Genomic DNA, 11,857 nt, shown 5'->3' on the forward strand with positions numbered 1-11,857 from the left:
GGATTAGGCGGTTGGCACAATGACCGATTTCAACCCTGCGATGTTCGGCGCGCCCGGACTACGCGTCGGCACTGCGGAACGTGAGCAGGCCGCGGAGGCGCTGGGCAAGCACTTCGCAGCCGGGCGACTCGATGTCGATGAATACGACGAGCGGGTGGGCCGCGCCTATGCGGCCAAGACCGTGGGTGAACTGACGCCTCTGTTCACCGATCTGCCCACACCCGCCCCCGCACCCGTCCCCGTCCCGCCGCCCCTCGCGCAGCGACGGATGGCGCAGGGCGGGCGCCGGCCGCGCACGCCGGTGCCGATCATCCTGATCGCGCTGCTCGTGCTGGGCGTCGCTGTCGGGGTGACCACGCACTTCGTGCCGTTCTTCCTGTTCCCGGTGTTCTTCTTCGTGTTCGCGCACCACCGCCGCTACAACAACACGCGCTGGCAGAACTGACGCGCTAGCGCCGGGCGCCGGGCGGCGCCGCGGCCCGATGCTGTTCGGCGGCCAGGAAATGCGCGGTGGCACGGGTGGATTCGTACAGTGCGCGGTAGTGCCGGTAGTAGTGCGCATAGCTCGCGGTGCGTGCGGGATCCGGCTCGATGGTCGCGATAATGGGATTCCATCCGGCGGTATCCAGGCCGACGGCCTCCGCGGCCAGCAGTGCGTCACCGAGCGCGGCGCCCACCGTATCGGCCGGAAGCTGTTGCGGCAGACCGGTGATATCGGAGACGATGCGCGTCCACAGCCCGCCCTTGGTGCCACCGCCCACGGCGACCAGCCGGGTGGCCTGCCCGCCCGCCGCCGTCATGGCCTCCAGATTGTGGCGCACCCCGTAGCCGATGCCTTCCAGCACGGCGCGATACAGCTCGGGCCGGCCATGGCCGAGGGTGAGTCCGGCGATCATGCCGCGCGCCTCCGGATCGAACAGTGGCGTCCGTTCCCCGGCGAAATACGGCAGTACCAGCAGGCCGCGGCTCCCCGGCGGCACCTGCGCGGCCTCGTCGACCAGATCGGTGAAATCACCGCCGGTGAGCGTGCGCAGCCAATCCGTGACCGCGCCGGACGTAGCCATGCCGGCGGCCAGAGTGTAAGTGCCGGGCCAGGTTCCGCAGGTGGTCCACAACCCCGGATGCGGGGTCGGCTCGGTGAGCACCTGGGTGAGGAACATGGTGGTGCCGTACATGAGCATGATGTCGCCGGGCGCGCGCACCCCGATGCCCGCGGCCTCCGCCCACGCGTCGATGGTGCCGGTGGTGACCGGCAGTCCCGCGGGCAGACCCGTCACGGCCGCCGCCGCGGGCGTGACCCGGCCGGCGATCTCGGTGGGCCAGGCCAACTCCGGTAGTCGCAGGCCCGGCGCTACGGATTCGGCCCAGTCCCACGCCCAGGTGCGGGCCGGCAGGTCGTACATGGGCACGCATTGGCTGGCGGATTGATGATCGAGCACATAGCGGCCGGTGAGGCGGTGCACCAGAAACGAACTCGCCATGAGCAGCATGCGGGTGTCCGCCCATACGCGCGGCTCGTGGCGGATGAGCCAGCGCAGTTTCGGCCCCACCGCCTGACTGGTGAGCGGGGATCCGGAGCGTTCCAGAACCGTCGCGGCGCCCAATTCCGCGTCCAGTTCCGCGATCTCGATGCCGGCGCGAGTGTCGACGCCGTAGAGGATGGCCGGGCGCAGCGGATTGCCGTCGCCGTCGGCGGGTAGCAGGCACGGCCCGATACCACTCACCGCGAGCGCGTCCAGCGGTTCGCCGTCGGCGGCGGCCACCAGTTCCCGCGCGATGGTGACGAAGTCCGCCCACCACACCCGCTCGGCATCGTGTTCCACCCAGCCCGGTCGCGGGGTCGAAACCCGGTGTGGCCGTTCGGCTCGCATGGCGACCATGCCGTGCCGGTCGACGAGCACGCCCTTGGAGCCCGAGGTGCCGATATCGATGCCGAGCAGCATGTCAGCCCGCCCTGGAGAATTCGTCGAGGGTGACGCCCAGCAGCTCGCAGGCGACCCGCACGGTCGCCCGCTGATCACCCGGCACCGCGTGAATGTGGTTGGCGCCGAAGCGGTTCAGGAAGTCGCCCGCCTCGGCGTCCAGGCGGGCGAAGGCGTGCGGCCACTCCCGGGTGGACTGTTTCATCAAGGCCTCGTTGGTGTCGTCGTCGTAGGTCTCGAAATCGCCGAGCATCAACTGCATCCGGTATTCGCCCGCCTTGCGGGTGAGCCGGGCCAGCGTCATCCGGCCGGGCGCGGCCAGATGGTGCACCGATGCGCCGCCCGCCGGGAAGAAGAACACCTCCGGATACAGGTGCACGCGTGCCAGGTTCTCCGCCGGGTCGTCACTGCGGGCGGCGAACCAGGTGGCGTGCTGGCCGGAATTGCACAGATCCCAGATATCGCGGTCGGCGTGGTAGTGCCGGACATCCGCGAAAAGCACCGGGGTGCCGGAGATCTGCTTGAGCAGCTGCATGGTGAGGGCGCCGTCCATATCCGCCTCGGTGGCGCACACATGCGGGGGTTTGGGCCCGTTCCAGTCGTATGGATCGTTGAGGAAGGCCTCGGTGATGTCCATGGTGGCGAAGTGCTGGGTGAGCTCCGGCTGACCCTTGATGCCGGAGAAGTCCAGATGCCATTCGGCGATGAGATCCCGCATGGCCAGGTAGGAGCGCAACTGTCGTTCCAGCAGTTCGGGCGTGAGCTTGCGGCCGTCGTAGTGCACCCCCGCGGTGGTGCGCTCCAGCCATTCTCGCGCCGCGCCCGCCTCCTTGGCGTCGGCCTGATCGGCGCGGCGCACGATCTCCCACTGGTCGATCTCCTCCACGTCGATGCCGAACAGCCGCTGCCACTGGTCGGTATTGGCGACCGCGGTGTTCATGCCCATGGGCCGGCCGCCGATGCGCCCGAAGGTACTGCCGCGCAGGCTTGCCACCGCCGCCGCGGCTCGCGCCCGCTCGCCGACCGCGGCAATGAGTTCCGCGTCGGCGGGATCGCCCCACAGCCGGGCGTGCGCGCGCCCGATCTGATCGAGCGCGCCACCGGCCGCCAGCATGCCGACCATGCCCGGCTGCACCGGGTCGATATTCGAGAGCAACAGCAACGGGCCGCTCAATTGCCCGGCCGCGAGCATGGTGAAGTGCGGGAACGCCCACACCGCATAGTGCAGCACGGTGAGATCGACGCCCGCGGCCTGCACCTTCCGCGCCACCGCGACCGCCTGGTCATTGCCGGCGACCGGCTCGACCCCGCGAATCACGGTGTGCCCGGCCGCGGTCAGCTCGGCGACCAGCCGATCCTCCACCGTGCGAATGAATCCGACAATGCCGCCGTGCACGTAGTCGCGGCCGTCGGAGAAACTGATCACGCCGATCCGGGCCATGCCTGCCTCCCCGCAGTGGGTGGACTCTCGACTCGGGGTCCAGAATTCCAGCCCGGACCGCCCGCCACGCCCGAAATCCGCAGAATCGATCAACCGGGGAACGTCAAGGGGGCCAGTGCGACTCCGCCCTGTCCCCACCCGGCGCTGGTGATCCAGAGCCGGCCGTCGTCCACGATCTCCGCGGCATGGGCGGCGATATGTCCGACTCTCCCGGCGGGGTCGAAGTGAAACGGGTCGTCACCGCGGAAGACGTCGGTGCCGAGGTAGTCCGGGCGGGGACCGAGGAACAGATACCAGGAATCCCTGTGCCGCAGCACGAACGGTGATTCGGTATTGCCCGCGCCGGTCCCGGTGAGCGGGTCGGTGTAGGCGATCCGGCGATCACTCCAGTTCAGCAGATCGGTGCTGGTCCGGTAGGCGACCACATGATTGCCGCCCGCCGGAGTGCTGGTGGCGCAGTAGTACATGACCCACTGATCCCGGAGTCGCAACAGCATGGGGTCGCGGGCGTCGTAGCCGTCCCGGAAGACCGGATTGCCCGGATGCCTGGTCCATTCGAAGAGGTCGGCGGAAGTGGCGAGATGCATGCCCGTCGCCGTGCGGTCGATTCCGCCGCCGTCATAGAACATGCAGTACCGGTCCCCGCCGTCGACCACGAACGGCGCCCACAGATGGGTCTCGCCGGCGTCATGGTCCGCGGTCAATACGGCAGGATGTTTGATCCAGGGCCCGTGCAGGTCCGCGGCGGTAGCGTGCGCGAACTCGCGCTCGTCCCACGGGTCGGCGGGCTCCGCATGCGTGATCCCGAACAGATGCCACCGCCCATCCCGGCCACGGATCACCGTGTGATCGTTGATGTACCAGGGCACGCCGGGTTCGCTCGGATCGTAGACGCGCCGGAAGTCACCGGCATTCACCGATCGAGGCATACTTCCTCCCTTCCTCACCCATAGTCCCCCGCCGCCGATCCATGTAGGACCGAAACTGACCTACATGAATCCGACACTGTTCCCATGAAGGAACTGTCGCTGCGCGAGCTCAACCGAACCCTGCTGCTCCGCCAGCACCTCACCACCCGAGTCTCGATGCCCGCCCTCGACCTGATCCGCCACCTGATCGCCGTCCAGGGCCAGGAACCCAACTGGCCCTACGTGGGCCTCTGGACCCGCCTCACCGACTTCCGCCACGAAGACCTCACCACCCTGCTCGAGGACCGAACAGTGGTGCGCGCCACCACAATCCGCCGCACCGTCCACCTCTCCACCGCCGACGACTACCGCTGGCTCTACCCCACCGTCCGCCCCGACCCCGACGCGGCCCTCCGAGCCATCTACTTCCGCGAAACCCTCTCCGGCCTGGATCTGGGCGAATTCGCCACGGCAGGAAAGGAATTGCTCACCGGCCGCACCGTCCCCCGCCGCGACCTGGGCCGCGCCCTCACCGAGCGCTTCCCCCACCGCGACCCCGGCCGCCTCGTCCACATCCTCGGCCACCTCCACCCCCTCATCCACGACACCGACTCCGCCCGCTGGAACAACTGGGGCTCCTACTCCGTCGCGGTGACCCTCGCCGACGAATGGACGAACGCCCCACTCGCGTCGGCCCCGCAGTCCGAGACGATGGTCCTGCGCTATCTCGCCGCCTTCGGCCCGGCCACCATCGCCGACATCCAGGCGTGGGCCGGCGTCACCCGCCTGACCGAAGTAGTAACCCGCCTCCGCCCCCGCCTACGCGTCTTCCAGGACGAATCCGGCCGCGAACTCTTCGACGTCCCCGACGCCCCCCTCGCCGCCGCCGACACCCCCGCCCCGGTCCGCTTCCTCCCCGCCTTCGACAACGCCCTCCTGGCCCACCGCGACCGCCGCCGCATGATCAGCGACGAAGACCGAGCCCGAATCAACAAGATCGCCTCCGGCGGCGTCCCCATGTACCTGGTAGACGGCTTCGTCCACGGCCGCTGGGACCTGGACGGTTCAACCATCCGGGTAACCCCGTGGCACCCCCTCACCCGCACCGACGAAGCCGCCATCCTCGAGGAGGCAGCAAACCTGCTGCCGTACATCACACCCGATACCGACGGAAAGGTGATCATCGATCGCCGCTGAGTTCGGTCAGCGAGCCACCAGAACTTCGCGGAGTTGTTCCAGTTCGGGTTCGGTGAGGCCGTTGGAGAGGAGCCATTCGGCGGCGCCGCCGTAGTCGGCGTAGAGGTTTTCGAGGAAGCGGAGCATGACCTCGGGGGTGACGGCGAGGATGCCGGTGTTGGCGGGTGGGAGGCCCGTGTAGGAGGGGAGGGCGTCGAGGCGGTCGCGGACGCGTTGCATGCGTTCGTTGGTGAGGGCGTAGTCGTTGGCGATTGCCGTCATGTGGACGCCTACCGCGTCCAGGAGGATGGCGGCCAGGACGCCGGTGCGGTCTTTGCCTGCGGCGCAGTGGAAGAGGATCGAGTGACGGTCCGGGTTGATTACCAAGCGGACGGCGTCGACGATCTGGTCGGGGCTGCCCGCGAGCAACTGGCCGTAGAGTTCGGCCAGGTCCACTCGGGTCTTGTCGGGGACCAGATCCCTTGCGGCGAGCGAGGATTGCGGCGACTTGCGGATCGGGAGGTTGGCGATGTGCAGTTCCGCCGTGCCGATCAGGCCGTAGCCCTCGCGCTCGATTTCGTCGGCCAGGCGCAGGTCGATGACGGTGCGCAGGCCCAGGGCGCCGGTGAGGTGGGTGACGTCTTCGCAGGTGGCCTGTTGCAGGGTGCTGGAGCGGAAGGCGACGCCGAAACGCGTTGTTCCGCCGCCGATTACGGGGAGGCCGCCGAGGTCGCGGACATTGTCGATCTGGTCGAGGTCGACCCAGCGGGAATCAGTGGGCACGGCCGGCCGCCGCCTCTTCCGCGCGGGTCAGGCCGCAGAGGCCGATGAGGTCTTCGTGGAGTTCGAACCAGACCGTGTGGTAGCTGTCCATGATGGGGCGGGCCACGTAGGTGTGGTCACCCGCGCCGATGCGCTCGACGGCGCGGTCGAGGCGGCCGGTATAGCGCACCAGGCGCGGTGCGAGACCGCCGAGCCGCTGGATGAGCGGGCGCAGGCGCTGATGGGTGGCGGTGAGGCGGGTCAGGACGCCGGCGTCGTACTCGGGGTCGGCGTGATCGTTGACGGTGGCCGGGTCCTTCATCTGCCAGTCGGTGATGATGACCTTGAGATCCGCGTTGTAGACACAGAATTCGTCGTAGGCGGCGGTCAGGGCGGCCGCGTCGACGGTACCGCGCTCCTCGGCGAGCAGGAGTTCCAGCCGCGGTAGGCCCGCGGGGGTGAGCCGGAAACCGGCAGGCGTGGCGGCGCAGAGCCCGGCGCCGACCAATTCCGCACAGCGGGAGGCTATTTCAGTCGCCTCGGCACCGAGACTTGCGGCCAGGTTGTCGGCATCGACCCGGCCCTTGATGCCGACCAGCCGCAGCAGGGCCAGTTCGGTCACGGGTGCGTCCACGGCGGAAACCTGTTCCTGCTCACCGTTTTCCAGTGCGGCGGTGTGGCTTTCCAGCCGGTCGGCCAGCTGTTCGCCGTTCACGCCCGCCCATTGCCCCAGTTGCGCGACATCGTCGAGCACGGCCTGCTCCACCGGCTTGCCCGCCACGGCGCCGGGCAGCACCAGACCCGCCCCGCCGTCCACGGTCACGGTCCGGCCGGTCAATGCCTCGACGACGCCCGGTCCGCAGCCGACCACGCAGGGGCGGCCGAGTTCGCGGCTCACCAGCGCGGCATGCGAAGTGGTGCCGCCCAATTCGGTGACGATGGCGCGGGCGGCGATCATGCCGTGCAGATCGTCGGGACTGGTGGTGGGGCGCACCAGAATGACATCCTCGCCCGCCTCCGCGCGGGTCTCCGCCTCGTCGGGATCGGTCACGACAATGCCGGAAGCCAGTCCTGGGCAGGCGGATTCGCCGCGCGTCAAGGGTTCCCGACCGGCCGAATCGCCGGAGGCCGGGCGCAGTACTTCGCGCACCTGATCGGCGGTGACCCGGGCCAGCGCCTCGTCGGTGCTGATCAGATCCTCGGCCACCATGGCGACGGCGGCGCGCACCGCGGCCCGCGCCGACCGCTTGGCCGGGCGCGACTGCAACAGCCACAGCGTCCCGGATTCCACGGTGAATTCGACGTCCTGGATATCCCGGCCGTCCTGTTCCAGCAGCTGCGCGGCGGCGATCAGCCGCTCGTGCACCTCCGGCTGCGCGGCGGCCAGTTCGTCGAGCGGGCGCGGGGTGGTGCGTCCGGACACCACATCCTCGCCCTGCCCGCCGACCAGCCATTCACCATAGACTGGCCCGTTCCCCGTATTGGGGCTCCGGCTGAAAAGCACTCCGGTGCCCGAGAATTCGTCCAGATTGCCGAACACCATGGCCTGCACGGTGACGGCGGTGCCGAGCGTGCCGGACACCCCGCGGTTGGCGCGATAGGTCTTGGCCCGCGGCGAATCCCAGGACCGGAACACCGCCTCGATCGCGCCACGCAGCTGCTCCCACGGATCCGCGGGCACCGCCCCGGCCGGATCCCCGAGCACGGTCTCGCGGTACTGGTGCAGGAACCGCTGCCGAGTGTCGTTGGCATATTCGGGATTACGGGTCTCGTCGCCGAGCGCCCGCTGCACCGCATCGGTCATTCCGAGATTGAGGACGGTATCCATCATGCCGGGCATGGAGATGGCCGCACCCGACCGCACCGACACCAGCAACGGCCGCTCGGCGGATCCGAACCGCCGCCCCGTGCCGCGCTCGAGCACGGCGATCCCGGCCAGCACCTGCGCCCAGATCTCGTCGGCGAGCACACCGCGCCGGGTGTAGTCGGCCCAGGCATCGGTGGTGAGCACGAAGGCCGGGGGCACGGGCAGGCCGAGCGCCCGCATGTGGTCGATGCTCCACGCCTTGCCGCCGATCTTTTCGCGGGACAGCCCGCAGGCGCCGTCGAGTTCGACCACGGCGACGTCCGCTGTGGCAGCATCCGCCACGCTGCCGGGTCGCTGCGCAAGTTCGGCGGTCATGTCACTCCTTCGATGTCGTGCACTCATCCCCATCCCGGAACCCCGCCTCGGGAACATCTATCGAGCGTGCCGCGTGCCGCCCCGCACACCCAAGCCGCATCCCGATCAGCGGAACCCGCCCCGACATGCTCTTGGCACGCCCGGTCAGCGGGATGGCACGCGGAAAACGGGCATCGGGGCAGGGGTGGTACGGCAGGATGGGCGCATGGATCGGCGGCTGAGCCCCCGAGCCCCCGCAGCCCCGGTATCGACCATTCCGGCGCTGGTGGCGGACCGGGCGCGGCGGTACCCGGACGCGGTGGCGATCGCCGGACCGGCGGGGCGGTTGACCTTCGCGGAATTGGCCGATCGGGTGGACGCGGTGACCCGGGCGGCCATGGCGTCGGGCCTCGAAACCGGTGACCGAGTGGGCTTGTGGGCACCGAACGGCCTGCGCTGGATCGTCACCGCGCTGGGCCTGCTCGGTGCGGGCGCGACGCTGGTGCCGATCAGCACCCGCCTGCGCGGACCCGAGACCGCGGAGGTGCTGGCCCGCAGCCACGCCAAGGCGGTGTGCACGGTGCAGACGTTCCTGGGCGCCGACTATCCGGCCATGCTCGCCGAATCCGGCCGTCCGCTACCGGATCTGGAGAATCTGATCCTGCTCGACGACGCGGTCGGGGCGGGCGACGCGGACTGGGACATCAGTTCCTGGGCGGGATTCCTGGCCCCCGGCAGCACGATTCCGCCGGAGGCCGTGCGGCAGCGCCTCGACGAGATTGCGCCGGAGGCCATTTCCGACATCCTGTTCACCTCGGGCACTACCGGCGCCCCCAAGGGCGTGCTGGCCACCCACCGGCAGACGCTGGAGGTGTTCTCGCTGTGGGCGGATGCGGTGACCTTGCGCGCCCGCGACCGATATCTCCTGGTGAACCCGTTCTCCCACACCTTCGGATACAAGGCGGGCATCCTGGCCTGCCTGTTGAAGACCGCCACCATGGTCCCGATCGAACGCTTCGAACCGGCGCGCGCACTGCAACTCATCGAGCACGAGCGCATCACCGTCCTGGCCGGTCCGCCAACGATTTTCACCGACCTGCTGCAAGCCGGCTACCGGGACCACATGCTCGGTTCCCTGCGCCTGGCCGGCACCGGCGGCGCACCCGTCCCGACCGAACTGGTGGAACGCATCCGCGAAGACCTGCGCGTCCCCTACGTGTTCACCGCCTACGGCCTCACCGAATCGATCGGCGTCGTGACGGTGTGCCCACCGAACTCCCCCGCCGAACTCATCGCCGGTACGGTCGGAAAGGCCCTGCCCGGCACCGATATCCGCCTCCTCGACCGCGACGGCGCCCCGGTACCGCCCGGCGAACCCGGCGAGATCACCGTCAAGGGCCCCAATGTCATGCAGGGCTACCTCGACGACCCCGAGGCCACCGCCGCCGCCATCGACCCGTCCGGCTACCTGCACACCGGCGATATCGGAACCCTCGACGACGACGGCTATCTCCGCATCACCGACCGACTGAAGGACATGTACATAGTCGGCGGCTTCAACGCCTACCCCGCCGAGATCGAGCGAATCCTCCTGCAACACCCGGACATCCACGATGTCGCCGTCATCGGCATCCCCGATCCGCGCCTGGGCGAGGTCGGCCGCGCGGTGATCGTCCCGCGCGACGGCACCACCCTCGACCCGGCCGCTGTCATCGAATGGTCGCGCACCCGTCTCGCCGGTTACAAGGTGCCCCGCGAGGTCGTCTTCACCGACTCGCTCCCGCACAACGCCGGCGGCAAGGTCGCGAAACACTTGCTCCGCGAAGCGGATTGACGACCACCGGCCCCGTACCACGAGGGCACGGGGCGGTGGTCATCGTCCGGCGCCTGGATCGCGGCGGGCGCGGGACTCAGATCTCCTTGCGCATCTGCGCGGTCAGCGGCTTCATATAGGCGGAGCCGAGGATGCGGCGCATCCAGTTCATGGCCTTGGCGTCGGAGCCGATCAGAATGAGGGGCTTGTTCTTTCGCATGCCCTCGACGATGGTGTGGGCGCACTGCTGCGGGGTGGTCTTGGCCAGCTTGTCGAAGTTGGCGGCCAGGGCGTCACGGTCGCGGTTGGCGGAAGCCCTTGCCTTCCAAGCGATCTCGGTCTTTATCATGCCCGGGTGCACGCTGGAGACGCCCACGTTGTAGCCGGAGATGATCATTTCCTGGCGCAGTGCGTCGGTGAACCCGTGCATGGCGTACTTCGAGGAGCTGTAGCCGCCCTGGCTCGGGCAGGCCACCAGGCCGAACATGCTGGACACATTGGCGATATGACCGTCACCCGAGGCGATCACATGCGGCAGGAAGGCCTTGGTGCCGTGCGCGGTGCCCCAGAAGTTGATGCCGAAGATCCACTCCAGATCTTCCCAGGTGACGTCCTCGATATTGGCGGTCAGCGAGACGCCCGCATTGTTGACGACAATATTGACCTGCCCGAAATCCGCGACCACCTCATCGGCGTGCGCGTACACCGCGGCCCGGTCGGTGACATCGAGCCGGTATGCCCGCGCCTTCGCGCCCTCCTTCTCGCACAGCGCGGCCGTCTCGGCCACACTGTCGAGATTGCGCCCCGACAGCGCGAGCTGCGCGCCGTTACGAGCCAATTCGAGGGCCACTGCCCGCCCGATGCCGGCGCCCGCACCGGTGATGACGGCGACTTTGCCGCGGAAGTCTTTCATGGGGGTATTTCCTTGTCTCGCAGCGGAGTTACTGAGTGGTGAAGCCGCCATCGGCCACGAATTCCGAGCCGGTGCTGTAGGAGGACTCGTCCGAGATCAGGAACAGCACCAGATTGGCGAGCTCCTGCGGGGACGCGGGGCGGGCGATGGGCTGATTGGCCGCGATATTCGCCGAGCGGTCGGAGGCCGCGACCATCTCGGTGGCGACAATGCCCGGGTGCACGGAGTTGACGCGCACATTGTCGGCGGCGAATTCCTGTGCGGCAGTTTTGGACATGCCACGCACGGCCCACTTCGACGCCACATAACCGAGGATGTTCGAGTAGCCGATCAGTCCGCCGGTCGAGGAGATGTTCACGATCGAACCGACGCCGGCCCGCCGCATGGACCCGATGACGGCTTTCATACCGAGGAAGACACCGACCTGATTGACGTCGATCACCTTGCGGTAGTCGGCTTCCGCGAGCTTCTCGATCGGATCCACGTGCACGATGCCCGCATTGTTGACCAGCCCGGAGACCGGCCCGAACTTCGCCTCGGCCTGCGCGACCACATCGTTCCACGCGGCCTCGTCGGTCACGTCGAGCGGCAGAAACAGTGCGGCGTCACCGATTTCGGCCGCCACCGCCTGCCCCTGCTCCACGAGCACATCGGTGATGACCACCCGCGCGCCCTCGGCGGCGAGCGTCCGCGCGAACGCCGCGCCCATGCCCCGCGCACCACCGGTGACGATCACGACCTTGCTACCGACCCGTCCCATA

At 68.8% G+C, this 11,857-nt stretch carries 9 protein-coding genes and 1 pseudogene; 3 read left to right on the plus strand and 7 right to left on the minus strand.

What is annotated here, in order from left to right:
• The first annotated feature begins 19 nt into the window (after positions 1–19).
• The gene (locus ACIP5Y_RS05735) at positions 20–445 is read left to right on the plus strand and encodes a DUF1707 domain-containing protein (protein ID WP_400347900.1); all 426 of its coding nucleotides are present in this window, start codon (positions 20–22) and stop codon (positions 443–445) included.
• Between the two features lie 4 nt (positions 446–449).
• On the opposite strand, the gene ACIP5Y_RS05740 is transcribed toward ACIP5Y_RS05735, so the two are convergent.
• The 3 genes from ACIP5Y_RS05740 to ACIP5Y_RS05750 all read right to left on the minus strand — a co-directional run bounded on the left by ACIP5Y_RS05740 (position 450) and on the right by ACIP5Y_RS05750 (position 4,292).
• Positions 450–1,943 carry an FGGY-family carbohydrate kinase gene (locus ACIP5Y_RS05740; RefSeq protein WP_400347902.1) on the minus strand — a complete coding sequence of 498 codons (1,494 nt, stop codon included), beginning with the start codon at positions 1,941–1,943 and terminating at the stop codon, positions 450–452.
• Position 1,944: 1 nt separating this feature from the next.
• Positions 1,945–3,363 (minus strand): L-fucose/L-arabinose isomerase family protein, encoded by a 1,419-nt coding sequence (locus ACIP5Y_RS05745; protein WP_400347904.1) that lies wholly within the window; start codon positions 3,361–3,363, stop codon positions 1,945–1,947.
• Between the two features lie 89 nt (positions 3,364–3,452).
• Positions 3,453–4,292, minus strand: coding sequence for a glycosyl hydrolase family 32 (locus ACIP5Y_RS05750; protein WP_400347905.1), 840 nt, complete (start codon positions 4,290–4,292; stop codon positions 3,453–3,455).
• Positions 4,293–4,376: 84 nt separating this feature from the next.
• Here ACIP5Y_RS05750 and ACIP5Y_RS05755 point away from each other — a divergent pair, with 84 nt between their 5' ends.
• Positions 4,377–5,468, plus strand: a complete 1,092-nt coding sequence (locus tag ACIP5Y_RS05755) for a winged helix DNA-binding domain-containing protein (RefSeq protein WP_400347907.1) — start codon at positions 4,377–4,379, stop codon at positions 5,466–5,468.
• Between the two features lie 6 nt (positions 5,469–5,474).
• On the opposite strand, the gene ACIP5Y_RS05760 is transcribed toward ACIP5Y_RS05755, so the two are convergent.
• Positions 5,475–6,230, minus strand: a complete 756-nt coding sequence (locus ACIP5Y_RS05760) for a tyrosine-protein phosphatase (protein WP_400347909.1) — start codon at positions 6,228–6,230, stop codon at positions 5,475–5,477.
• Between the two features lie 583 nt (positions 6,231–6,813).
• Positions 6,814–8,358, minus strand: a pseudogene (locus ACIP5Y_RS05765) (pyruvate, phosphate dikinase); the annotation flags it as partial.
• Positions 8,359–8,596: 238 nt separating this feature from the next.
• On the opposite strand from ACIP5Y_RS05765, the gene ACIP5Y_RS05770 reads away from it, so the two are divergent.
• Positions 8,597–10,204 carry a FadD3 family acyl-CoA ligase gene (locus ACIP5Y_RS05770; protein WP_400347911.1) on the plus strand — a complete coding sequence of 536 codons (1,608 nt, stop codon included), beginning with the start codon at positions 8,597–8,599 and terminating at the stop codon, positions 10,202–10,204.
• Between the two features lie 76 nt (positions 10,205–10,280).
• Here the strand turns inward: ACIP5Y_RS05770 and ACIP5Y_RS05775 are convergent, their stop codons facing one another.
• Complete coding sequence (locus ACIP5Y_RS05775) at positions 10,281–11,096, minus strand: SDR family NAD(P)-dependent oxidoreductase (protein ID WP_400347913.1); 816 nt, start codon at positions 11,094–11,096, stop codon at positions 10,281–10,283.
• A gap of 28 nt (positions 11,097–11,124) precedes the next feature.
• The gene (locus tag ACIP5Y_RS05780; protein WP_400347915.1) at positions 11,125–11,856 is read right to left on the minus strand and encodes a glucose 1-dehydrogenase; all 732 of its coding nucleotides are present in this window, start codon (positions 11,854–11,856) and stop codon (positions 11,125–11,127) included.
• Between the last annotated feature and the right edge of the window lies 1 nt (position 11,857).

Origin of the sequence: Nocardia sp. NPDC088792 (assembly GCF_044750615.1) — a bacterium.
Classification (GTDB): domain Bacteria; phylum Actinomycetota; class Actinomycetes; order Mycobacteriales; family Mycobacteriaceae; genus Nocardia.

What these genes read in the sequence shown, in the direction of transcription:
- ACIP5Y_RS05735 (WP_400347900.1), top strand. Translation starts at nt 20, where the DNA reads ATGACCGATTTCAACCCTGCGATGTTCGGCGCGCCCGGACTACGCGTC.
- ACIP5Y_RS05740 (WP_400347902.1), bottom strand. Translation starts at nt 1,943, where the DNA reads ATGCTGCTCGGCATCGATATCGGCACCTCGGGCTCCAAGGGCGTGCTC.
- ACIP5Y_RS05745 (WP_400347904.1), bottom strand. Translation starts at nt 3,363, where the DNA reads ATGGCCCGGATCGGCGTGATCAGTTTCTCCGACGGCCGCGACTACGTG.
- ACIP5Y_RS05750 (WP_400347905.1), bottom strand. Translation starts at nt 4,292, where the DNA reads ATGCCTCGATCGGTGAATGCCGGTGACTTCCGGCGCGTCTACGATCCG.
- ACIP5Y_RS05755 (WP_400347907.1), top strand. Translation starts at nt 4,377, where the DNA reads ATGAAGGAACTGTCGCTGCGCGAGCTCAACCGAACCCTGCTGCTCCGC.
- ACIP5Y_RS05770 (WP_400347911.1), top strand. Translation starts at nt 8,597, where the DNA reads ATGGATCGGCGGCTGAGCCCCCGAGCCCCCGCAGCCCCGGTATCGACC.
- ACIP5Y_RS05775 (WP_400347913.1), bottom strand. Translation starts at nt 11,096, where the DNA reads ATGAAAGACTTCCGCGGCAAAGTCGCCGTCATCACCGGTGCGGGCGCC.
- ACIP5Y_RS05780 (WP_400347915.1), bottom strand. Translation starts at nt 11,856, where the DNA reads ATGGGACGGGTCGGTAGCAAGGTCGTGATCGTCACCGGTGGTGCGCGG.